The sequence below is a fragment of the Microbacterium sp. NPDC056736 genome (assembly GCF_042790415.1).
Lineage (GTDB): Bacteria > Actinomycetota > Actinomycetes > Actinomycetales > Microbacteriaceae > Microbacterium.
Genome location: NZ_JBHTZE010000006.1, coordinates 77,413 through 98,761, shown reverse-complemented (window position 1 = coordinate 98,761; position 21,349 = coordinate 77,413). Strand labels below are relative to the sequence as shown.

The window sequence follows — 21,349 nt, the reverse complement described above, 5'->3', positions numbered from 1 at the left end:
GGGCGCCTATGATGTGCATTCGTGGCAGGAACCCCCAGCAAGAAGCGCAGCACCGCCGGTCGGAAGAAGCAGCACCCGCGCGGCAACCCGCAGAAGGCGCACGTGTCGCGCGCCCCCGACCGCGTGGAGCCGGCGACCGCGGCCGACTGGATCGGCGCGGCGCGCCTGCGCACCCTGCCGCTCGCCGTGACGCCGATCCTCATCGGCACGGGCGCGGCGATCCTCGTCACGGATGTCTTCCACTGGGTCATCGCCCTGTTCTGCCTCATCGTGTCGGTGTCGCTGCAGATCGGCGTCAACTACGCCAACGACTACAGCGACGGCATCCGCGGCACCGACGATCACCGCGTCGGACCCGTGCGCCTCACGGCGAGCCGCAAGGCGAAGCCGCGCACCGTGCTGCTGGTGGCGCTGGCGTTCTTCGCGATCGCCGCGATCGCCGGTCTCGCCATCACGATCCGCACGCAGCAGTGGTGGCTCATCGCCGTCGGCGCGGTGTGCATCGTCGCCGCGTGGCTCTACACCGGCGGCAAGCGGCCCTACGGGTACTACGGCCTCGGCGAGGTCTTCGTGTTCGTGTTCTTCGGCCTGGTCGCCACGCTCGGCACCACCTGGGTGCAGGCGCTCGCGCTGCCCCAGGAGGCGTGGTTCGGAGCGGTCGGCGCGGGCCTCATCGCCTGCGCCGTGCTGCTGGCGAACAACCTGCGCGACATCGACCAGGACCGCGCCGCCGGCAAGCGCACCCTCACGGTGCTCATCGGGCGCACCGCGACGCGGTGGCTCTTCTCGATGTTCGTCCTCGTGCCCTTCGCGATCGCGGCATTCCTCGCGTGGATCGGCTACCCGATCGCGTGGCTGACGCTGCTCGCGCTGCTCGCGGCGCTGCCCGCGATCCTCATCGTGTGGACCTACCGGGTCCCGCGGGAGCTCGTCGTCGCGCTGGGACTGACGTCGCTCACCTCGGTGGCCTACGGCGCGTTCCTGATGTGGGCCTTCATCGGCTGACCCCTCCGTCGCCCGGCGGGAAGCGAGTCAGGACCGGGAGTCCGGCCGCTCCGCCTCGTGCGGGGCGGGAGCCGCGGGCGCGGAGGGCGACGCTGCGGCATCGGCCGCGGCATCCTCGGCGTCCTCGTCGCTCACAGCGGTGCGCGCCTCGGTGCGGCGTGCGGCGAGCCCCGACGTCGCGTCCTCGAGCGGCTTGCGCAGGAACAGCAGCGACAGGCTCAGCCCGATGAGGGCGGCGAAGATCGCTGCGAGCCAGTAGTACGTCTGCATGACCGGGAACAGCATGAGGATGCCGAACGGCACGAGGAACGCCAGCAGCCGCAGCGCCGAGTAGACGATGGCCGAGCGCGCTTTCACCCGTCCATCCTACGTTTCGCCGCGACCGGGGCTCGGGCGACGGTTAAGTCACGGACGGATCGCGAACCGCCCGCGCCGGGCCATGCCCGCCTAGGATGGGGATATGCCTCGGGTGCTGCTGATTCTGGCCCTGGTGGCGACCGCGTTCTGGGTCTTCACCATCGTCGATTGCGCAGTGCAGCCCCCGACCCGGCACCGCGGCGTCAGCAAGCCCGTCTGGCTCCTCATCGTCGTGCTGCTGCCGGTCCTCGGCGGCATCCTCTGGCTCATCGTCGGCCGCGCGCGCGGCTCGTCCGCCGCCGCCCGCCGGGCACCCGACGACGACCCCGAGTTCCTCGGCCGCATCGGCACCATCAGCGACCAGGACGAGCGCATCCGCCGTCTCGAGGAGGAGCTCGCCCAGCTCGACGCCGAGGACGACGACCCGCGTTTCAACCCGCCGGCCGCCCCCTCGGCATCCGACGAGGCGCCCGCGCCGGGCACCGCGGCGGCGGGAGGCACGGCCGCCCCCGGCATCCCGCCCGCGAAGCCGCCGATCCGCCCCGCGGACGGCGACGACGACGCCCGCGGTCAGCGCGGGATCATCGGCTGACGTGAGCACAGTCCACAGCGCCGCCGGCGCACCCTCCGGCGGTGCGCCCGCGACGGACGCCGCCGCCGCGCTGCTGTGCCGGCTCGTGGAGCTCGGCGTCCGTCACGTCGTGCTCAGCCCCGGGTCGCGCTCGCAGGCACTCGCCCTCGTCGCCGCCGAGCTGGAGCGACGCGGCTCGATCGCGCTTCACGTGCGGATCGACGAGCGCGTCGCAGGATTCACCGCCCTCGGCATCGCACGGGAGACCCGGATGCCGGCGGCCGTCGTGTGCACGTCGGGCACGGCCGTGTCGAACCTGCTGCCGGCGGCGCTCGAGGCCCACCACGCCGGGGTGCCGCTGCTGCTCCTCACCGCCGACCGCCCGCCGGAGCTGCGCGGTGTCGGCGCGAACCAGACCACCCGTCAGCCGGGGATGTTCGCTCCGACGGTCCGGTTCGAAGCCGACGTCCCCGTTCCCGAGGCGACCGATCCCGACGGCGACACCGAGCAGAGCGCGATGCTGCGCGCCGTCGCCGAGGAGGCCGTCGCGGCCGCACTCGGCGCCGGGACCCGGTCGCCCGGTCCGGTCCACCTGAACCTTCCCTACCGCGAGCCGCTCGCGGGCGTCCTCCCGGCCTGGCTGGGCGTCCCGGCGGCAGAGCTCCAGGCGACGGTCGTGGGGCACCCGGACGGCCCGCCGGTGGCGGCCGACCCGGAGGACGAGGCATCCGGCGCGCTCTACCAGGGCGGCGGCGGGATCGGCGAGTCCGACGTCCCCACCGAGCCCGAGGACGCGCCCCACGTGCTGGAGCGCGGACCCCGCACGGTGGTGATCGCGGGCGCAGACGCCGGCCCCGACGCCGAAGAGCTCGCCCACGTCGGGGGCTGGCCGCTCATCGCCGAGATCGTGAGCGGCGCGCGCTACGGACGGCACCTCGTGCATGGCTACCGGGCGCTGCTGCGCGACCCCGAGCTCGGCGGGCGCGTGGAGCGGGCGGTCGTCCTCGGCCACCCCACACTCAGCCGCGAGGCGGCCGCGCTGCTCTCCGACCCCGACATCGAGGTCGTCGCGGTCCGCGGGCCCGGCGAGCCGCTCAACCTCAACGGCTCGACCCTCGCCGCGGATCGCATCGCCGTGGCGACCGGCGACTCCGATCGCGCGTGGCTCGGCGCGTGGATGCACGCCTCGCGCGAGGCATCCGTCGATCTCACTCCGCCCGCGCCCGATGCCGACGGCCTGTCGTCGGCGGTGCCCGGCGAGCGCCTCGGGGCCATCGCCGCCGAGCTGTCGGTCATCCGGGCTCCGATCGACCGTGCCGGGCTCGTCGACGCGGTGTGGCGCGCCACCTGGCCCCACGACCGCCTGGTCTTCGGCTCGTCGCGTCTCGTGCGAGTGGCCGATCAGGTGCTGCCGGGCAAGAAGGTCCCGGTGCATGCGAACCGCGGGCTCGCCGGGATCGACGGGACGGTCGCGACGGCGACGGGGATCGCGGTGGCGAGCCAGGCCGGCGGCGGACCCGGCGTCACCCGGGTGCTGCTCGGCGACCTCGCCCTCCTGCACGACGTCGGGGCGCTGCTGCTGCCGCCGCAGGAGCAGGAGCCGCGGATCCAGGTCATCGTGGGCAACGACGGCGGCGGCACGATCTTCGACGGACTGGAGGTCGCGTCGGTCGCCGGCCGCGAGGTGATGGATCGCGTCCTCTTCACGCCGCACGCGGTGCGCCTCGAGGAGCTCGCCGCGGCGTACGGCTGGGACTACCGGCGGGTCACGACCCGCTCCGCACTCGATCAGGCGCTCACCTCGCCCGTCGGCGGGCGCCAGCTCATCGAGGTCCCCCTCGACCGCTGAGCCTCGGCGTCGCCCGTCGGCCGATCCTGGCCGTCGCAGGCTCCGGCACGCCATGATGGCTCCATGATCGCGTCGAGTCAGAAGCACTGGAGCGGCGACGTCGCCGATCTCCTCAAGGTGGGGGAGGGCTTCGTCCTCGCCGACGTCGACACCCGCGCCACGCCCGGGTACGGCGAAGACAAGGATCAAGCCGCCGAGGATCTCGCCGCCGGAGCGGCCGAGCTCGACGAGTACCAGGAGCGCCTGTACGCCCGCAGCCGCGTCGACGCGACGGACGCGGCCGTCCTGCTGGTGCTGCAGGCGATGGACTCCGCCGGGAAGGGCGGCGTCATCCGCCACGTGGTCGGCTCCGTCGACCCCCAGGGCGTCGACCTCGCCGCGTTCAAGAAGCCCACGCCCGAAGAGCTCGAGCACGACTTCCTCTGGCGGATCGAGAAGCGGCTGCCGGAATCGGGAATGATCGGGGTGTTCGACCGCTCGCACTACGAGGACGTCCTGATCGGCCGCGTGCGATCGCTGGCGCCGCTGGACGAGATCGAGCGCCGGTACGGCGCGATCAACGAGTTCGAGAAGCGGATCGCCGACAGCGGCACCCGCATCGTCAAGGTGATGCTGCACATCTCGCACGACGAGCAGCGGGACCGGCTCATGGAGCGCCTCGAGCGGCCCGACAAGCACTGGAAGTACAACCCGGGCGACGTCGACGAGCGGGCGCTGTGGCCCAAGTACATGGCCGCCTACCAGACGGTCTTCGAGCGGACGTCGACCGACCACGCGCCCTGGTACGTGGTGCCGGCGGACCGCAAGTGGTACGCGCGGCTGGCCGTGCAGCACCTGCTGCTGGAGGCCCTCGAGGACATCGACCCGCAGTGGCCGACGGCCACGTTCGACGTCGAGGAGGAGAAGAAGCGGCTCGCCGCGAGCTGAGCGGCACGACGGCATCGCGCCCCAGGGCGGCGCGGGCGCGCGGCGCGGAGTCGCGGCGGACGGCGCATAGCCTGGTGCGGTGACAGACACCGACCCCGTGCGCGCCATCGCCGACGCCTACGTCCGGGAGCTCGCCGGCCACGAGCCCGACGCCGCCCTCGCGGTCGGGCTCGAGGGTCCGGCGCTGCCCGACCTCGGTCCCGAGTGGCTGCAGCGCAGGCACGAGCTCCAGCGCGAGACGCTGGCGGCCCTCGACGCGGCGCCCGCCGGCGACGAGGTGCTGCGCGCGGCGCTGCGCGAGCGGCTCGAACGCGAGCGACTGCTCTTCGACTCGGGCTTCACCCCGCGGCTCGTCGCGGGCCTGGCCACCCCGGTGCACCTCGTGCGCTACGCAGTGGAAGGCCTGACGGTGACACCGGATGCCGCGGGCGAGGCCCTGCTGCGCCGGCTCGAGGCTGCCCCGCTCGCCGTGCGCCGGTACATCGCCGCGCTGCGGTGGTCACGCGACGAGGCAGCGCGCTTCGCCGGCCCGGGGGTCGCGCCGGTCCGCCAGCTCGACACCCTCGCGGACCAGGTGCAGATATGGATCGACCGAGACTGGTTCGGCGCCGTTCCGATTGCCGAGGGCACGGATGCCGCAGCCGCCGCGCGCGTGCGCAGCGCTGCCGACGAGACCGGGGCCGCGCTCGGCGAGCTCGTGACCCTGCTCCGGGACGAGCTGCGCCCCGCGGCGCCGGTGGAGGACGGCGTCGGCGAGCGGCTCTATCCCGATCTCGCCGCCGGGATGCTCGGGGCGCGCATCGACGTCGCCGAGACCTATGCCTACGGCTGGTCGGAGCTGGAGCGCCTCGTCGCCGAGGCCCGTTCGCTGGCCCTCCGGCTCGGGGGCACCGGCGACGATCCGGTGCGGGCCGCGGCCGCCCTGCTCGACGGCGACCCTCGCCGCCGGCTGGAGGGCACGGCGGCGATCCGGGCCTGGCTCGCCGCCCGCGTCGACGAGACCATCGATGCGATCGCACCGGCGTTCGATCTGCCGGCCGCGGTGCGGGAGGTGGAGTGCCTGGTCTCGGAGGCCGCCTCCGGCGTCGTGTACTACACCCCGGGCGCCCCGGACGGCTCGACTCCCGGGCGCGTGGTGTGGACGATCCCGAGCGGCGTGCCCGTCGTGTCGAGCTGGCAGGAGGTCACGAGCGTCCACCACGAGGGCGTCCCGGGGCACCATCTGCAGTTCGTGCTGACGGCGTCGTATCCGGACCTGCATCCGTGGCAGCGCCATCTCTGCCACGTGCACGGCTACGCCGAGGGCTGGGCCCACTACGCCGAGCAGCTGGCCGACGAGCTGGGGCTCATCCGGGATGACGCCGAGCGACTGGGCCTTCTCCTCGGGCAGATCTGGAGAGCGGTCCGGATCGTCGCCGACATCGGGCTCCATACCGGGCGCCCGGTTCCTCCGAATGCGCTGGTGGCCGATCGGGAGTGGACGCCCGCGCTGGCGCGACGCATGCTGATCGACCTCGCGCTCGTGGAACCGGCGCTGGCCGGATTCGAGGTGGACCGCTACCTCGGCTGGCCGGGTCAGGCCCTCGCGTTCAAGGTGGGGGCGCGACTGTGGGCTGAGGCTCGCGCGGCTCGACAGGAGCAGCTCGGCGCCGCCTTCTCGCTCCGGGACTTCCATCGCGACGCGCTGGCGCTGGGTCCGATGGGGCTCGATCCGCTGCGACGGCTCATCGCGCGGTGAAGCGCGGCTTCTCGCTCCGGCCCCTTCGGGAGGGGCGGCCCCGTCATGCCAGCGCGTCGACGATCGGACGGAACTTGACCCGCGTCTCGAGCAGCTCGGCGTCCGGGTCGCTCTGGGCGACGATCCCGGCGCCGGCGTGGGCGACGACGGGGATCGTGCCGCCCTGCGCGGGGGCGTCCGAGCGCGGGCCGATCTGCGCGCAGCGCAGCGCGATCGCCCACTCGCCGTTGCCCTCCCCGTCGATCCACCCGACGGGGCCGGCATAGCGCCTGCGGTCGAACGGCTCGAGCCGGCGGATGAGCTCCACCGCGGCATCCGTCGGCGTCCCCGCCACCGCGGCGGTGGGGTGGAGCGCCGCCACGAGGTCGAGCGACGAGGCGTGGTCGGCGAGGTCGCCCGCGACGTCCGTGGCCAGGTGCCACAGGTTGGGCAGCTTCAGCGTGAACGGCTCGGGATCCGCGCGCAGGTCGCGGACGTGGGGGCCGAGCGTGTCCAGCACGCTCTGCACCGCGTAGCGATGCTCTTCGAGGTCCTTCGCGCTGTGCGAGAGCGAAGCGGATGCCTCGGTGTCGCGGTGCGCGTCCGTGCCGCGCGGAATCGTCCCGGCGAGCACCCGGGCCGTGACCACTCCGCGTGACGCGGTCACGAGCGTCTCGGGGCTCGCGCCGATCAGGCCGTCGACGGCGAACGTCCACGTGTCGGGATAGTCGTCGGCGAGGGCGCGGACGAGGCGCCGCAGATCGGTGCCGCCGGGAATGGTGCCGACGAGGTCGCGGGCGAGCACCACCTTCTCGAGGCCGCCCGTGCGGATCGCCTCGACCGCCCGGCGCACGGTGGCCTGGTAGCCCTCGGGATCGAGCGTGCCGGGGCCGAGGGTCGCCGACCAGTACGGGCCGTAGGCGGTGGGCTCCACGGGCAGGGGGTCGTGCGGCGACGCGTCGTCGCGGCGGATCCGGGTGATCCAGGACCGGCCGCGATGACGGCCGACGATCGCCTCCGGGACGATCAGCCGGCTGGTTCCGCTCGAGCGCTCGTCGAAGACGAGGGTTCCGAAGGCGACGAGCCCCGTGCCGGGCAGGCGCAGCGGGTCGTCCACGTGCGCGGCGGCCGCGATGGCCCGCCAGGTGTCGGCGGGGCTCTCGGATCGCGACGCGTCCCGCGCGTCGGCCGGCCCGCTCTCGTAGCCGCCCAGGTCGCCGATCCCGACGATGCCGTCGCCCCGACGAAGCCAGGCGAGGGGCGCAGAGGGCGACGTGTAGGCGAGGAGGTCGTCGACCGGGTCGATCTCGCGCGTCTCGACCACCAGCGCCAGCGGGCGGTGCGAAGATGTCACCCCTCCAGCCTAGACTCGCGAGGTGACCGAGGACGCCGCACCGCCCCCCGCCGCACGGCCCCCCGCCGCAGGCCCCGCAGAGCGCCCGGATCCCGGGACGCGGTTGTGGTTCCGCTGGCGCAAGTGGGACGGCTCGCCCCACTGGCTGCACGAGTGCGTGTACCTCGGCAGCGACCGCTGGGGGGAGTGGTTCGGGCAGCACGCGGGCGACCGCAGCTCGCGTCCGGGGCGCGACATGGTCGCCGAGAACGACAACGTGACGCTCGTCCCGCCCAGCGGCGAGTACGCCTTCACGCACAACGCGGCACCGCACCGCACGCGCGTGTACATCGACCTCGCGTGGGACGTGCGGTGGAGCGCCGGTGAGCCGACGGGCATCGACATGGACCTCGACGTCGTGCGTCGCATGCCCGACGCGCCGTACATCGACCGCGAGGGGGTGCTGCGGCAGCCCGGCGACGTCTACATCGAGGACCGTGACGAATGGGACGAGCACCGCACCACGTACGGCTACCCCGCTGACGTCGTCGAGCGGCTGGAGGCGGTGGCACTCGACCTCGAGCGGCGCGTCCGCGCGGACGAGGCGCCGTTCGACGATGCGACCGCGGCGCACTGGCTCGGACGCCTCGCCGCCTTCGGCCGCGCATCCTGACGGCGACGGCGCGTCGGCGCCCGCGCCGGCCGTCGAGGCGCCGTCCCGCTGCCACCCGAGCACGCGGCATAGACTCGGACCCGTGGCATCCGACCCGTCCGATCACGAGCCGAACCGCGCCGACCTCCACAAGGACCCGTCGCGCGTGAGCGGCATGTTCGACCAGGTCGCCGCGGGGTACGACCGCACCAACACCGTGCTCAGCATGGGCAACGACCGTCTGTGGCGCGCCGCGACCACGCGGGCGGTCGCACCGCGGCAGGGGGAGCGGATCCTCGATCTTGCCGCCGGCACCGGGGCATCCAGCGTCGCGCTGGCCGGCCGCGGCGCCGACGTCGTCGCGGCGGACTTCTCCCCGGGCATGATCGCCGAGGGCCGGCGTCGGCACGGTGGCATCCGGAACCTCTCGTTCGTCCAGGCGGACGCGACCGACCTGCCCTTCGGCGACGACGAGTTCGACGCCGTGACGATGTCGTTCGGGCTGCGCAACGTGAACGAGCCGAAGAAGGCGCTGCGCGAGCTGCTGCGGGTGACCAGGCCCGGGGGGCGCCTCGTGATCTGCGAGTTCTCGCACCCGCCGTCGAAGGCGTTCAACGGCCTCTACCGCTTCTACAACGACCGGGTGCTGCCGGTGGTCGCCAAGACCGTCAGCTCGAACGCCGACGCGTACGACTACCTCAACGAGTCGATCCGCGACTGGCCCGATCAGAGGACCCTCTCGGCGTGGATCCGCGAGGCCGGCTGGACCGGCGTCGCGTACCGCAACCTGTCGATGGGCATCGTGGCGCTGCATCGCGCCACCAAGCCGCGGAGCCGGTGAGCGGGCGGAGGCCCGCGCGAGCCGAGCCCGAACGCACCCCCGGTAGGCTGGGCGTGTGACACCGACCGCGCCGGGCTCGCGCATCGCGGGCAAGCTGGGCCTGACCGACCGCGTCTTCGCGGGCGCGCGCTCGCGCACCCTGCTCAAGACGGTGGAGGCGGGCCTGAAGCGCGTCGACAGCGCCCTCGAGCGGGAGCTCCGCGTCACCGACGCGCTCGCCGATGCGACGAGCCGCTACCTCTACGACGCCGGCGGCAAGCGGGTGCGCCCGATGCTCGCCCTGCTGACCGCCCAGCTCGGCGACGGGGCCACCGACGAAGTGATCGAGTCGGCCACCGCGTTGGAGATGACCCACCTGGGCTCGCTGTACCACGACGACGTGATGGATGCCGCGGACAAGCGCCGTGGCGTGCCGAGCGCGCACGCGGTGTGGGGCAACAGCGTGGCCATCCTCACCGGCGACCTGCTCTTCTCCCGCGCGAGCCAGATCATGGCTCGTCACGGCGACCGCGCCATCCGGCTGCAGGCCGACACGTTCGAGCGGCTCGTCCTCGGGCAGATGCACGAGACCGTCGGGCCGGCCGAGACCGACGATCGCGTCGAGTTCTATCTTCAGGTGCTGTCCGACAAGACCGGCTCGCTCATCGCCGCCGCAGCCCAGTCGGGCATCATCTTCTCCAACGGCCCCGAGGAGTTCGAGCAGCCGATGATGACGTTCGGCGAGAAGGCCGGCGTCGCCTTCCAGCTGCTGGACGACGTCATCGACCTCTCCGCCGACCCCGATGAGACCGGCAAGGTCCCCGGCACCGACCTGCGTGCCGGCGTGCCGACCATGCCCTATCTGGTGCTCGGACAGCGGACGGATGCCGGCTCGGTCGCACTGCGCGAGCGCATCGACGGGGGCGTCGCCCGCATCGCCGACGGCGCCGACCCGTCGCTCCTGGACGAGCCGCTCGCGCAGCTGCGCGAGCACGAGGCGACCGACGCGACACTGGACCTCGCGCACGCGTGGTCGCAGCAGGCCATCGACGCCCTCGCGCCGCTGCCCGACGGCGCGGTGCGCGAAGCCCTGACCCGATTCGCCCAGGCCGTCGCGGATCGCTCCAGTTAGCATCCCCGGTCCCTGAGCACGTCGAGGGGTCGGGCCCCGAGCCCTTCGACACGCTCAGGCGAAGGCCGCACGCGAAGCCGCTCCTCCCCGAAAGGACCACCATGACCAAGCTCCGGCTGGCGATCGTCGGCGCAGGCCCGGCGGGCATCTACGCCGCTGACATCCTGCTGAAGGCCGAGCGCAAGTTCGACGTGTCGATCGACCTGTTCGAGCAGCTCCCGGCGCCCTACGGCCTGGTCCGCTACGGTGTCGCGCCCGACCACCCGCGCATCAAGGGCATCATCACGGCCCTGCGCGAGGTGCTCGACAGCGGCGACATCCGCATCTTCGGCAACGTCCGCTTCGGCGAGGACATCACCCTCGAAGACCTCAAGCGCCATTACAACGCGGTCATCTTCGCCACCGGCGCGATCCGCGACACCGACCTCGACATCCCCGGCATGGACGCCCTCGGCTCGTACGGCGCCGCGGACTTCGTGAGCTGGTTCGACGGGCACCCCGACGTGCCGCGGGAGTGGCCGCTGGATGCGGCATCCGTCGCCGTCATCGGCAACGGCAACGTGGCGCTCGACATCTCGCGCATGCTCGCCAAGCACGCGGACGACCTCCTGCCGACCGAGATCCCCGACAACGTGTACGAAGGCCTCAAGGCCTCGCCGGTCACCGACGTCCACGTCTTCGGCCGGCGCGGCCCGGCGAACGTGAAGTTCACCCCGCTGGAGCTGCGAGAGCTCGGCGAACTGCGCGACGTCGACATGGTGGTCTACGACGAGGACTTCGACTACGACGAGGCGTCGCGCGCAGCCATCGCCAGCAACAAGCAGGTCATGGTCATCGACCGCGTGCTGCAGTCGTGGCGCAAGCGCGATTCGGTGAACAACGCCGGCGGCACGGCATCCCGTCGCCTGCATCTGCACTTCTACGCCAAGCCGATCGAGGTGAAGACGGATGCCGAGGGCCGCGTCGCCGCCCTCGTCTACGAGCGCACGCGGCCCGACGGTGAGGGCGGCGTCGTCGGCACGGGCGAGCTGCGCGAGGTGCCGATCCAGGCCATCTATCGCGCTGTCGGGTACTTCGGCTCGCCCCTGCCGGGCGTGCCGTTCGACAAGAAGCACGGCGTGATCCCCAACCGCGAGGGCCAGGTGCTCAGCAAGGACTCGAACCAGCGCGTGAACGGCGTGTACGCCACCGGCTGGATCAAGCGCGGGCCGGTGGGTCTCATCGGTCACACGAAGTCCGACGCCATGGAGACCATCCGCCATCTGATCAACGATCAGGGCACCTGGTGGCAGCCGGCCGACCCGTCCGAGGAGGCGATCCCCGAGCTGCTGGCCTCACGCGGCGTGAAGTGGACCGACCTCGAGGGCTGGCACCGCCTGGACGAGCACGAGATGGCGCTCGGCGCGCCGCACGAGCGTGCCCGCGTCAAGGTCGTGCCGCGCGACGAGATGGTGACGATCTCCCGCGGGGAGTGACCGCCGCCCCCTAGGCTGAGGCCATGGCCGGGCCGTCCGCCGCGTGGAGCCCCGACGTCCTCGGGAAGCCGTTCGAGCAGCTGACGCTGCCGCTGGATGCCTCTGGCGTCGACGGCGAGCTGCTCGCGACGCTCGTGCGCTGCCTTCCGAACAGTCTCACCACGCTGTTCGCGCCGCTGCGCGGCGTCGACGTGCTCTACGTGCACGGGTGGTCGGACTACTTCTTCCAGCGGGAGCTCGCGCACTTCTGGACCACGCGGGGAGGGCGCTTCTACGCGCTCGACCTGCGGCGCTACGGACGCAGCCTGCGAGACGGGGAGGCGCCGGGCTACATCGACTCCCTCGAGGACTACGACCTCGACATCGCCGCGGCGCTGGAGGCGATGGGGCACGGCACGGGAGCGGATGCCGCGCCTCGGCGCCGCCTCGTGCTGCTCGGCCACTCGACGGGCGGCCTCACGCTGACTCTGTGGGCGGCGCGGCACCCGGGACGGGCCGACGCCGTCGTGCTCAACAGCCCGTGGCTCGAGCTGCAGCTGGGCGCGCTCGGTCGCCAGGCGCTGGCGCCGCTGGTCGACATCCGCGCCCGCCTCGACCCGCGCGGCGCGCAGCCCGCCGTCGACCTGGGGTTCTACACCCGCGCGCAGCAGGAGATCGGCTCGCTGCCGGCTGACGAGGTGCGGGCGCGGTGGCGGCCGGACCGGGGGTTCCCGACCGCACCGGGCTGGCTCTCGGCCGTCATGGACGGGCATCGTCGCATCGCGGCGGGAGTGGACGTGGGATGCCCGGCGATGGTGCTGCTCTCGACGCACTCCACCGTGCCGCTGTCGTGGCGGGAGTCGATGACGTCGACGGATTCGGTGCTGGTCGTCGACGACATCGCTCGCGCCGCGACCCGCATCGGGGGTATCGTGACGATCGCGCGGATCGAGGGAGCCATCCACGACGTGTTCCTCTCCAGACCCGGTCCCCGGGCCGCGGCTTACCAGGCGCTCGACCGGTGGCTGCGGGGGTATGTCGCGGCCGACGGCTGATGTCCCCCGAAGAGGGGACATCGGACCACTTGCCGGACGGGTTAACATATAAGAGAGATGTCCCCAGCATCTCAGGGAAGGCCCTCCCCAAGAATCCTTCCCATCCCGTCGTCGGGCGCCGCTAACCGGGGGGTTGGTGAGCGAGAGCAGACGACGACAGGCCCCGGGTGTCCCCAGCACCCGGGGCCTTTTACGTGTCCCGCTGCGTCGGCGTCTCAGTCGGCCCGGCGAGTCAGCGCCCGCATGATGAGCAGGTAGGTCGTCAGCGACAGCACGAACCCGAGCAGGTAGACGGTCATCTCCTGCGCGAGGAACGTGCTGTAGTCCAGCGCGCCGTCCGTGACGGCGGGGTTCGCCTGGCCGACGAAGTACGCGACGGTCTGCCCGGCGGCGTAGACCGCGAGCAGCGCCAGCACGGCCAGCAGCGCGAGCCAGATGCGGTTGCGCCACACGGCACCGACGGCCGCCATGGCGGTCGCCGTGGTCCAGTCGGGCGCCTCCGGGTCGAGCCATCCATTGACCTTCGGGACCAGGATGATCGCGGCGATGAACGCCGCGTTGAGGAGCGTGCTGCCGATGCCGACGAGCGGGACGCCCCCCGCGTCGCCCCGGACGAGATCGGGGATCAGCAGGATGGCCAGCACCGGCAGCGTCGCGACGACGGCTGACAGCAGTGCCCGGAGAAAGCGCATGGCCCCGAGTGTAGGGCGGTCGCGCCGGGATCCGCCGCGCCGCCATGGGACCTTCGCCCCGTGGCATCCCACCGCCGCCGCGCACTCTGGGAACATGACCGGATCGACCATACCCAGCGTCGCCACCCCGCCGCGGCGGCCCGGTGCGACCGCCACGATCGTCGGGATCGTGCTGCTCATCATCGGCCTCCTCGTCGCGGCAGGCGGCGGTGCCGTCCTTCTCGTCGGAGTGACGGCCGCCGGGGTCCAGGGGCTGCAGGGCCGTGACGGATTCATCTCCGCCGGCCCGATCGAGATGTCGACGGATTCCTACGCGCTCACCTCGCCCGCACGAGACGCGGTCACGGTCGACAGCGACGTGCCGGACCTCCCGTTCGATGTCGCCGTGCTGCGGATGACCGTCGAATCGGCGGACGGGCCGGTCTTCGTCGGGATCGCCGCCCAGGACGACATCGATCGATACCTCGCGGACGTCGCGCACAGCGAGGTGCGCCGGCTCGACTTCCGCTCGGACGTGCGCTACCGCGAGCACGACGGCTCGGCGCCGTCGGAGGAACCGGGCGACCTCGACATCTGGGTGTCGTCGGCGAGCGGCTCGGGGCCGCAGGAGGTGCGCTGGACGCTCACGCCGGGCGAGTGGGGGATCGTCGTCATGAACCCCGACGGCGCCCGCGGGATCGACGTGGAGATGAGCGTCGGCGCACGCAGCGACCTCATCGCCCCGGCGGCCACGGCGCTGCTCGTGCTCGGCGGCATCCTCTTGGTGGCAGGACTGACCGGCATCGTCGCCGGAGCCGTGCTCCTCGGCGTGGGGCAGCGCGGACTGCGCTCGCCCGGCCAGCCGGCGCCTGCCCAGCCACCCAGGGCACCGCAGAGCACGTCGCTCTGACCGGCTGATCTGATCAGGGCCGGGAGCACGTCGAACGGTGCATCGCAGCGCCGGGATGAAGGAGATGAGCGCAATGAGGGTACTGGTGGCGTACTCGAGCAAGTACGGCGCAACCGAGGGCATCGCGCAGCGGATCGGTGACTGCTTGCGCAAGCGGGGTCTCGCTGTCGACGTCAGCCGATGCCGAGACGTGCACGATGCCACCGGCTACGACGCGTACGTGGTCGGGTCGGCGACGTACGAGTTCAACTGGAGGAAGGACGCGCGGCGGTTCGTGAAACGCAACGCGGCTGAGCTCGCCGCGCACCCGGTGTGGCTCTTCAGCAGCGGGCCGCTCGGCACCGAGGAGGTCGACAAGGACGGCGAAGACGTGCTGAAGGGTGCCGAGCCCAAGCAGTTCGCCGACTATGAAGACCGTCTGCACCCGCGGGGGACCCAGGTCTTCCGCGGCGCCTACGATCACGACAAGGTCCGCGGCGCCGATCGCATCATCGCCTGGATGCCGGCGATCCGCGACATCCTGCCGCAGGGAGACTTCCGCGAGTGGGACGTCATCGACACGTGGGCGGCCGAGATCGCGGACGCCCTCGCGCCCACCGCCGCGCACGCGTGACCCGGCGTCCGAGGGGAGCCTTTCCGGCGAAGCGACGGCGAAGCGCCTTTCTATTACGCCGGTTTCGCGGGCGGCGAACACAATCGTCAAGGGCACCCGGTTCAGTCGGCCGCCTGCCTGTGCCGACGCGACGAATTCCCCGGAAATCGGGTCGCCGGGGTCGGGTCGCGGCGCGCTGAAGGACCCGGATGATACCCGCGGGACGCGACGAAGGGAACCGAGAAGCTCGGCGAGACGATGCGACCTAGCTTGAACATTCCTGAGCTCGCGGCGCCCCGGCCACGAGCCCAACGAAAGGAAGTGCAAGCCATGTTGCGCAAGACGAAGATCGCCAGCGCCGGAGTCGCCCTCGCCCTTTCAACCACACTGGGAGTGCTGCCTGCCATGGCGGCCAGCGCCGCACCCCCGACGACCGCGTCCGCCGCGGTCGTTCACCAGGCTCCCGCTGTTCCGACGTCGTTGCCGGTGACAGGTGACGGCTTCGTCGGTGAGATCAGTGACCTGACCGTCCGCACCGTGGATGGCGTGCTACAGCTGACCGGAACGATCTCGGGAACCCTTGACGGTGTTCCGATCGCCGCCACCCCGTTCACCACGACGATCGACAACCTGCAGGCGAACGACGCGTGCACGATCCTCGACCTGGATCTCGGACCGCTGCACCTCGACCTCCTCGGCCTCGTCGTCGACCTGAACGAGGTGCAGCTCGACATCACCGCCGTTCCGGGCGCCGGCAACCTGCTCGGCAACCTGCTGTGCGCGGTCGCCGGGCTCCTGGACCGCGACGGCCCGCTGCAGGGCATCGGTGCGCTGCTGAACCGTCTTCTGACCGGCCTGGGCCTGTAACCGCTCACGCCGTTCGTACGCACGGCCGCTCCGGCCCGGGGATCTTCGCAGCCCGGGCCGGAGTCGTGCGTGGCGCCGACATGGTGTCCACCGCCACACGAGTATCTGCGAGTGAGTCAGCCCGCGTTCATCGTGACGCGGTCCTTGCCCGCCCGCTTGGAGTCGTACATCGCGGCGTCGGCGCGCACGAGCAGCTGCTGGGCGGCGGTGGGCGGGTCGATTCCCGGACGGTAGAGGGATACGCCGACGCTGACCGACGCCGAGATGATCCCGTCCGGCACGGGGATGGGCAGTCGGCAGACGGTGAGGATGCGCTGCGCGATGGCTTCGGCGGCGTCGGCGTCCGCGCCGGCGCAGATGGCGACGAACTCGTCGCCCCCGATGCGCCCGACCATGTCTCCGGCGCGGACGCCGCCTCGCAGGCGCGTGGCGAGTTCGACGAGCACCATGTCGCCCGCGGCGTGGCCGAAGGCGTCGTTGATGCCCTTGAAGTCGTCGACGTCCAGGAAGAGCACGGCGAGGGGCTCGCCGGAGACGTCGGCCGCCCCGATCGCCTCGTCGAGGGTGAGTTGGAGAAGCTGCCGGTTGGCCGCACCGGTGAGCTGGTCGTGCAGGGCCAGCCGCGCGAGGGTGCGCTGCAGACGAACCCGGAGCAGCGTCTGCGAGGCCTGTCGCCCCAGCGCCTGCTGGAGCTCGAAGAAGTGCGCATCGAAGTCGGTGCGCCGGTTGTAGAAGCAGACCAGGATCCCCAGGCGCTGCCCGTCGGCGACGAGCGGCATCACGCTGAGTGCGGCGAGACCGTTGCTCCGCATCGCAGCACTGAGTTCCGGATACCCGGCGTCGTCGTTGTGCACCACCGTCACCTCGGTGGTCTCCCTCAGCGCGTGCACGGGCGCGACTTTGCCCTCGAGCGGGTTCGTGCCGCCGCTGAGGACGAGGTGCCCGTCGTCCTGGGCGAGCAGGACCGCGGTCTCCGTCGCTGTGAACGCGTCCCGCGCGACGGCCGCGAAGGACTGGGCGACGTCTCGGTCGGTGGCGCTCACGTCGAACATCGTGGACACCTCCTGCAGGATCCGGACGCGTTGTTCGGACTGCTCCGCGGTTCTCCTGGCGGCGAGGAGGTCCTGCTCGTAGCGGACGCGTTCGGTGGCGTCGAAGAGCGCGAACCGAATGAGTCCGGCTTCGTCATCACGAACCGCGTTGACGAGCACCGGCACGGCGGCATCCGCAGGCGTGCGGAGTGTGAGCGTCACCTGTTGCACCGAGCCGTTGCGAAGGAGGACCTGACGGTAGCTGGTCTCGTAGGTGAGCGTGCTGGCCGGATCGAGGAGCGCAGTCAGTCCTGCGCCGGAGAGCTCCTGGCGGGTGCGGCCCGTCCAGGTGAGCAGGATGTCGTTCGCCTCGACGATGGAGCCTTCGAACGTCGTGGCAAGAAGTCCGCAGGGGGCCCGGTGGAACCAGTCGTTGTCTACGGTGGAGGTCATGACAGGAACCGCCCACTCTCGGAGGCGTGAACGGCGCACGCAGCGCGGGCGGGGACAGCGGGCATGCTGGGGGGCCTCTCGGGGCAGGCGGGTCACAGACGGGGCGAGTCTGTGCTTACGGTGTAAGCGTAGCGAGAAGCATCTCACGTAAACCCCTCAACCGGCGACCGCAGGTAGGGAAGGATAGGTCAGTGGCCAAGAGCAGGAGCACGCAGCCGGCGAAGACCGCGGCGCCGAAGCTCAGTCGCGAGCTGATCATCGAGACGGCGTTGCGGCAGATCGATGTCTCCGGCGCGCAGAGCCTGTCGATGCGGTCGCTGGCGCAGGAGCTCGGTGTCGAGGCGATGTCGCTGTACCGTCACGTGCACGGCAAGGAGGATCTCCTCGAGGGGGTCGTCGCCCTGCTCATGGGTGACCTGCTGTCGAGTCTGGACGCCCAGCTCGCTGAGCATTGGCAGGGCTATCTGCAGACCACCGCCCACCAGGTGCGGCAGATCGCGATCAAGCACCCGAAGGTCTTCCCGTTGATCGCGTCGCGGCATCCTGCAGCGCCGTGGCTGCGGCCGCCGTTGCGGAGCATCGAGGTGGTCAATGCGTTCCTTGCGGCGCTGATCGGGCACGGCTTCACCGACCAGCAGGCCGTCGACGCCTACCGGTCCTTCAGCAGCTTCCTCCTCGGGCAGCTGCTGCTGGAGGCGGCTGTCCGAGGAGCAGCGACCGGCCCCGTCGGCGAACCTCTGGACGAAGAGGGCGCTTCCATCCCCGAGCAGGACGGCACCCGCACCCTCGAGGATGCGCCGGAAGTTTTCCGCCTGCGCGCCCTGCTCAGCGAGGATCGCAGCGACGAGGAGTTCGAGGTCTCGCTCGAGGCGCTCCTGGACCGCCTCGCGCAGCATGTCGCGCACTGACCGACCCGCGGCCTCGTCGGCAGGGCTCTCCGCGGCTCGGGATGCCTGTCTCTAGGCGCTGGCCACCAAGCGGGCCATCTCAGTGCGGCGGATAGGGCGGCTCAGCAGGTAACCCTGCGCGCGGTCGCACCCCAGCCGGGTCACCTTGGCGAGCTGCTCGGCGGTCTCGACGCCTTCGGCGACGACGCGGATGCCGGCCTCATGAGCACGTGTCACGGCATCCGAGACCACTTCGGAGGCCTCCGGGGAGTCGTCGATGATGAGAGCCCGGTCGATCTTCAGCTCCGTGGCGTGCAGCCGCTTGGCCTGGGTGAGCGACGCCTGCCCGGCACCGAAGTCATCGATCGCGATGCCTATGCCGAGCCCGCGCAACCGGTCCAGCCGTGCCACGAGGGCGGGGGCGTCGCCGATGCGACGACCCTCGGTGATCTCGAGCGTCAGGTGCCGCGCAGGGCGCCGGATGCGGTGGATCATCCGTTCCATCCAGGTGGTGAAACCGGCGCCTTCCAACTGGGCTGGGGAGACGTTGACCGAGAGATCGATGCCCCACTCGGTCATCGCTCCCATGGCCTGCGTGGTCATGTACCGGCCGATGTCGTGGATGGTGCCGTCCTCTTCGGCGACCGGGATGAACTCATTGGGGCCCACCGTGCCCCACGTCGGGTGGTGCCAACGGCAGAGCGCCTCGGCGGCGACCAGCCGGTTCGTTCTCAGGTCGATCTGAGGCTGGAACCACGCCGCCAGTTCGCCGCGGCTCAGCGCGCGCCGCAGCGCACGCGTCATCTCCGCGATCTCGATCACTGTGTATCCGCCCCAGTCCGGGCGAGCACTCGGTCTCGCCGCGGGTGCCCCCATTCTTTCAGGAGGCTCGTGGCCGCCTGACGTGTTGACACGAGGTCGCGGCCGGGTTAGGGCACTACCGGTAGTTGACGAACTGGAGGTCGACGTCGAGGTCGGCGGCCTTCAGCAGGCGCTGCACCTCCTGCAGGTCGTCGCGGGACTTGGACTGCACGCGCAGCTCGTCGCCCTGGATCTGCGACTTCACCGACTTCGGGCCCTCGTCGCGGATGATCTTCGAGATCTTCTTCGCGTTCTCGGACGAGATGCCGTCCTTGATCGTCGACGTGATCCGGTACTCCTTGCCGCTGGCGACCGGGTCGCCGGACTCCAGGCTCTTCAGAGAGATGCCCCGCTTGATGAGCTTGGACTGGAACACGTCGAGGACCGCCTTCGCCCGCTCCTCGGAGTTGGCCTTGATGAGCACCGCCTCGCCGCTCCACTCGATCGAGGCGCCCGTGCCCTTGAAGTCGTAGCGCTGCTCGACCTCCTTGCGGGCCTGGTTGAGCGCGTTGTCGGCCTCCTGGTGGTCGACCTTGCTGACGATGTCGAACGAGGAATCTGCCATGGCCGGAAGTCTATCGGCGGGCGGACGGCTGGCGGAGAGTGGGATGCCGCTTTCCGGGCATGCGCGCGTTGCTGAGCGAGTCGTCGGCTGGAAGCGGTTCCAGTTCTCGCAAGATCACGAGGAGATATCGATTGGCTTCGCCCACCTTGTCCTGATTCACCGCATGATGCAGAATGTAAGCGCTTGCAGATTCGTGCAAGCCGAAGAACGGCCTTCATCGGTGCCACCGCACCGGCCGAGGGCCGGTTCAACTCACCAGCACTCCAGAGAGGCACACACCGATGAGGGTGAACATGAAGCGCGCGCTTGCCACCGGCGCGTTCATTGCAGGGAGCGCGCTGCTGCTCGCCGGCTGCGCCGGCGGCGGCGCGGACAGCACCGATGGGGGCGGGGGCGAAAGCGAAAGCGATGCCACGCTGACCGTCTGGGTCGACCAGAACCGCGCAGACGCGCTCGAGGGCACCATCTCGGACTTCGAGGAGGAGAACGGCGTCACGGTCGACCTCGTCGTGAAGCAGAACGAGAAGATCCGCGACGACTTCACCGCGCAGGTGCCGACCGGCAAGGGTCCGGACGTCACCATCGGCGCCCACGACTGGCTCGGCTCGTTCGTGCAGGACGGCCTCGTCGCGCCGATCGAGCTCGGCGACTCCGCGTCCGCATTCCAGGAGGTGGCCATCTCCGCCTTCACGTACGACGGCAAGGTCTACGGTCTGCCGTACGCGACCGAGAACGTTGCGCTCATGCGCAACGTGGATCTCGTGTCCGAGGCGCCTGCCACCTTCGACGACATGATCGCCGCCGGCACCGCCGCGGGCACCAAGTACCCGTTCGTCGTCGGACTCGACCCGGCCAACGCGGATCCGTACCACCTGTACGGCTTCCAGACCTCGTTCGGCAACTCCGTGTTCGCGCAGAACGCCGATGGCTCGTACGACGGTTCTCAGCTCACCGTCGGTGACGAGGCCGGCCAGGCGTTCGCGGCGTGGCTCGGTCAGCAGGGCGCGGCGGGCGCGATCAACCTGAACCTCACGCAGGATCTCGCGAAGGAAGCGTTCAACGCGGGCGAGTCGCCCTTCATCCTCACCGGCCCGTGGAACACGACGGACGCCGAGGCCAAGGGCATCAACATCGCCATCGACCCCATTCCGACCGCGGGCGGCGAGACCGCATCGCCCTTCGTCGGCGTGCAGGGCTTCTACGTGAACGCCAAGTCGGAGAACGCGCTCCTGGCCAACCAGTTCCTCGTGAACTACATCGGCACCGAAGAGGTCCAGTACGCCCTCTACGAGGCGGGCAACCGGCCTCCGGCGCTGACTTCCGCGTACGAGAAGGCGGCTGAGGACCCGATCATCAAGGGATTCGGCGATGTCGGCGCGACCGGGTTCCCGATGCCGAGCATCCCCGAGATGGGATCGGTGTGGGAGTTCTGGGGCGTCGCGGAGGCGGCGATCATCGGCGGTGCCGACCCTGCTGCCACCTGGACGAAGATGGCCGAGGACATCCAGGCCAAGATCGACGGCTGACGCCCGTGCGGTGGGGGGGGGGGGCGGCGGCGCCCCCCCCCCCCCCCCCAAGAAAAAACACAAACCCCCCAACACAGCAAAGGCCGGGCCCCCCCCCCAGCGGCGGGGGGGTGA

21 protein-coding genes are annotated in these 21,349 nt (G+C 71.3%); 15 read left to right on the top strand and 6 right to left on the bottom strand.

Annotation, left to right across the window (positions count from 1 at the left end; all coding sequences use genetic code 11):
- The first annotated feature begins 21 nt into the window (after nt 1-21).
- The gene (locus tag ACFRAL_RS13000; protein WP_378883531.1) at nt 22-1,005 is read left to right on the top strand and encodes a 1,4-dihydroxy-2-naphthoate polyprenyltransferase; all 984 of its coding nucleotides are present in this window, start codon (nt 22-24) and stop codon (nt 1,003-1,005) included.
- Nucleotides 1,006-1,032: 27 nt separating this feature from the next.
- Here the strand turns inward: ACFRAL_RS13000 and ACFRAL_RS12995 are convergent, their stop codons facing one another.
- Complete coding sequence (locus ACFRAL_RS12995; RefSeq protein ID WP_378883529.1) at nt 1,033-1,362, bottom strand: DUF4229 domain-containing protein; 330 nt, start codon at nt 1,360-1,362, stop codon at nt 1,033-1,035.
- Nucleotides 1,363-1,465: 103 nt separating this feature from the next.
- Between ACFRAL_RS12995 and ACFRAL_RS12990 the strand changes: the two genes are divergently transcribed.
- The 4 genes from ACFRAL_RS12990 (at nt 1,466) to ACFRAL_RS12975 (ending at nt 6,447) form a co-directional block, all read left to right on the top strand.
- Nucleotides 1,466-1,954 carry a PLDc N-terminal domain-containing protein gene (locus ACFRAL_RS12990; RefSeq protein ID WP_336394792.1) on the top strand — a complete coding sequence of 163 codons (489 nt, stop codon included), beginning with the start codon at nt 1,466-1,468 and terminating at the stop codon, nt 1,952-1,954.
- Between the two features lies 1 nt (nt 1,955).
- Nucleotides 1,956-3,782 carry a 2-succinyl-5-enolpyruvyl-6-hydroxy-3-cyclohexene-1-carboxylic-acid synthase gene (menD, locus tag ACFRAL_RS12985; RefSeq protein WP_378883526.1) on the top strand — a complete coding sequence of 609 codons (1,827 nt, stop codon included), beginning with the start codon at nt 1,956-1,958 and terminating at the stop codon, nt 3,780-3,782.
- A 63-nt stretch (nt 3,783-3,845) separates the two neighbouring features.
- Entirely contained in the window at nt 3,846-4,709 is an 864-nt protein-coding gene (locus ACFRAL_RS12980; protein WP_378883524.1) for a PPK2 family polyphosphate kinase, read from the top strand.
- Between the two features lie 79 nt (nt 4,710-4,788).
- A complete protein-coding gene (locus ACFRAL_RS12975; protein WP_378883523.1) occupies nt 4,789-6,447 on the top strand; it encodes a DUF885 domain-containing protein in 1,659 nt (552 codons plus the stop codon).
- A 43-nt stretch (nt 6,448-6,490) separates the two neighbouring features.
- Here ACFRAL_RS12975 and ACFRAL_RS12970 read toward each other — a convergent pair whose 3' ends face one another.
- Complete coding sequence (locus tag ACFRAL_RS12970; protein WP_336394796.1) at nt 6,491-7,780, bottom strand: isochorismate synthase; 1,290 nt, start codon at nt 7,778-7,780, stop codon at nt 6,491-6,493.
- Between the two features lie 22 nt (nt 7,781-7,802).
- Here ACFRAL_RS12970 and ACFRAL_RS12965 point away from each other — a divergent pair, with 22 nt between their 5' ends.
- From ACFRAL_RS12965 to ACFRAL_RS12945, 5 genes are all read left to right on the top strand, one after another.
- On the top strand, nt 7,803-8,432 hold the full coding sequence (locus ACFRAL_RS12965; protein WP_378883520.1) for a DUF402 domain-containing protein: 630 nt from the start codon (nt 7,803-7,805) through the stop codon (nt 8,430-8,432).
- Between the two features lie 82 nt (nt 8,433-8,514).
- Nucleotides 8,515-9,252, top strand: coding sequence for a demethylmenaquinone methyltransferase (locus ACFRAL_RS12960; RefSeq protein WP_336394798.1), 738 nt, complete (start codon nt 8,515-8,517; stop codon nt 9,250-9,252).
- A 55-nt stretch (nt 9,253-9,307) separates the two neighbouring features.
- A complete protein-coding gene (locus tag ACFRAL_RS12955; RefSeq protein WP_336394799.1) occupies nt 9,308-10,363 on the top strand; it encodes a polyprenyl synthetase family protein in 1,056 nt (351 codons plus the stop codon).
- A gap of 101 nt (nt 10,364-10,464) precedes the next feature.
- Complete coding sequence (locus ACFRAL_RS12950) at nt 10,465-11,838, top strand: FAD-dependent oxidoreductase (protein WP_336394800.1); 1,374 nt, start codon at nt 10,465-10,467, stop codon at nt 11,836-11,838.
- Nucleotides 11,839-11,861: 23 nt separating this feature from the next.
- Nucleotides 11,862-12,872, top strand: coding sequence for an alpha/beta hydrolase (locus ACFRAL_RS12945; protein WP_378883515.1), 1,011 nt, complete (start codon nt 11,862-11,864; stop codon nt 12,870-12,872).
- 215 nt (nt 12,873-13,087) lie between these two features.
- Here the strand turns inward: ACFRAL_RS12945 and ACFRAL_RS12940 are convergent, their stop codons facing one another.
- Entirely contained in the window at nt 13,088-13,564 is a 477-nt protein-coding gene (locus ACFRAL_RS12940; protein WP_378883513.1) for a hypothetical protein, read from the bottom strand.
- A 94-nt stretch (nt 13,565-13,658) separates the two neighbouring features.
- Here ACFRAL_RS12940 and ACFRAL_RS12935 point away from each other — a divergent pair, with 94 nt between their 5' ends.
- From ACFRAL_RS12935 to ACFRAL_RS12925, 3 genes are all read left to right on the top strand, one after another.
- Nucleotides 13,659-14,453, top strand: coding sequence for a hypothetical protein (locus ACFRAL_RS12935; protein WP_378883511.1), 795 nt, complete (start codon nt 13,659-13,661; stop codon nt 14,451-14,453).
- A gap of 73 nt (nt 14,454-14,526) precedes the next feature.
- Nucleotides 14,527-15,066, top strand: a complete 540-nt coding sequence (locus tag ACFRAL_RS12930) for a flavodoxin domain-containing protein (RefSeq protein ID WP_378883508.1) — start codon at nt 14,527-14,529, stop codon at nt 15,064-15,066.
- 249 nt (nt 15,067-15,315) lie between these two features.
- Entirely contained in the window at nt 15,316-15,912 is a 597-nt protein-coding gene (locus tag ACFRAL_RS12925) for an ABC transporter substrate-binding protein (RefSeq protein ID WP_336394805.1), read from the top strand.
- A gap of 116 nt (nt 15,913-16,028) precedes the next feature.
- On the opposite strand, the gene ACFRAL_RS12920 is transcribed toward ACFRAL_RS12925, so the two are convergent.
- On the bottom strand, nt 16,029-17,396 hold the full coding sequence (locus ACFRAL_RS12920; RefSeq protein WP_378883504.1) for a diguanylate cyclase: 1,368 nt from the start codon (nt 17,394-17,396) through the stop codon (nt 16,029-16,031).
- A gap of 191 nt (nt 17,397-17,587) precedes the next feature.
- On the opposite strand from ACFRAL_RS12920, the gene ACFRAL_RS12915 reads away from it, so the two are divergent.
- Nucleotides 17,588-18,304, top strand: a complete 717-nt coding sequence (locus ACFRAL_RS12915) for a TetR/AcrR family transcriptional regulator C-terminal domain-containing protein (RefSeq protein WP_378883501.1) — start codon at nt 17,588-17,590, stop codon at nt 18,302-18,304.
- A 51-nt stretch (nt 18,305-18,355) separates the two neighbouring features.
- On the opposite strand, the gene ACFRAL_RS12910 is transcribed toward ACFRAL_RS12915, so the two are convergent.
- Both ACFRAL_RS12910 and ACFRAL_RS12905 read right to left on the bottom strand, forming a co-directional pair.
- Nucleotides 18,356-19,105 carry an EAL domain-containing protein gene (locus ACFRAL_RS12910; RefSeq protein ID WP_378883498.1) on the bottom strand — a complete coding sequence of 250 codons (750 nt, stop codon included), beginning with the start codon at nt 19,103-19,105 and terminating at the stop codon, nt 18,356-18,358.
- Between the two features lie 115 nt (nt 19,106-19,220).
- Nucleotides 19,221-19,709 (bottom strand): YajQ family cyclic di-GMP-binding protein, encoded by a 489-nt coding sequence (locus tag ACFRAL_RS12905; protein WP_109211358.1) that lies wholly within the window; start codon nt 19,707-19,709, stop codon nt 19,221-19,223.
- A 281-nt stretch (nt 19,710-19,990) separates the two neighbouring features.
- On the opposite strand from ACFRAL_RS12905, the gene ACFRAL_RS12900 reads away from it, so the two are divergent.
- Nucleotides 19,991-21,235 carry an extracellular solute-binding protein gene (locus tag ACFRAL_RS12900; RefSeq protein WP_378883495.1) on the top strand — a complete coding sequence of 415 codons (1,245 nt, stop codon included), beginning with the start codon at nt 19,991-19,993 and terminating at the stop codon, nt 21,233-21,235.
- Nucleotides 21,236-21,349: the final 114 nt, after the last annotated feature.

Coding starts and splice junctions, on each gene's coding strand:
- ACFRAL_RS12980 (WP_378883524.1), top strand. CDS start 3,846: ATGATCGCGTCGAGTCAGAAGCACTGGAGCGGCGACGTCGCCGATCTC.
- ACFRAL_RS12930 (WP_378883508.1), top strand. CDS start 14,527: ATGAGGGTACTGGTGGCGTACTCGAGCAAGTACGGCGCAACCGAGGGC.
- ACFRAL_RS12905 (WP_109211358.1), bottom strand. CDS start 19,709: ATGGCAGATTCCTCGTTCGACATCGTCAGCAAGGTCGACCACCAGGAG.
- ACFRAL_RS12935 (WP_378883511.1), top strand. CDS start 13,659: ATGACCGGATCGACCATACCCAGCGTCGCCACCCCGCCGCGGCGGCCC.
- ACFRAL_RS12920 (WP_378883504.1), bottom strand. CDS start 17,396: ATGACCTCCACCGTAGACAACGACTGGTTCCACCGGGCCCCCTGCGGA.
- ACFRAL_RS12945 (WP_378883515.1), top strand. CDS start 11,862: ATGGCCGGGCCGTCCGCCGCGTGGAGCCCCGACGTCCTCGGGAAGCCG.
- ACFRAL_RS12940 (WP_378883513.1), bottom strand. CDS start 13,564: ATGCGCTTTCTCCGGGCACTGCTGTCAGCCGTCGTCGCGACGCTGCCG.
- ACFRAL_RS12950 (WP_336394800.1), top strand. CDS start 10,465: ATGACCAAGCTCCGGCTGGCGATCGTCGGCGCAGGCCCGGCGGGCATC.
- ACFRAL_RS12900 (WP_378883495.1), top strand. CDS start 19,991: ATGAGGGTGAACATGAAGCGCGCGCTTGCCACCGGCGCGTTCATTGCA.
- ACFRAL_RS12990 (WP_336394792.1), top strand. CDS start 1,466: ATGCCTCGGGTGCTGCTGATTCTGGCCCTGGTGGCGACCGCGTTCTGG.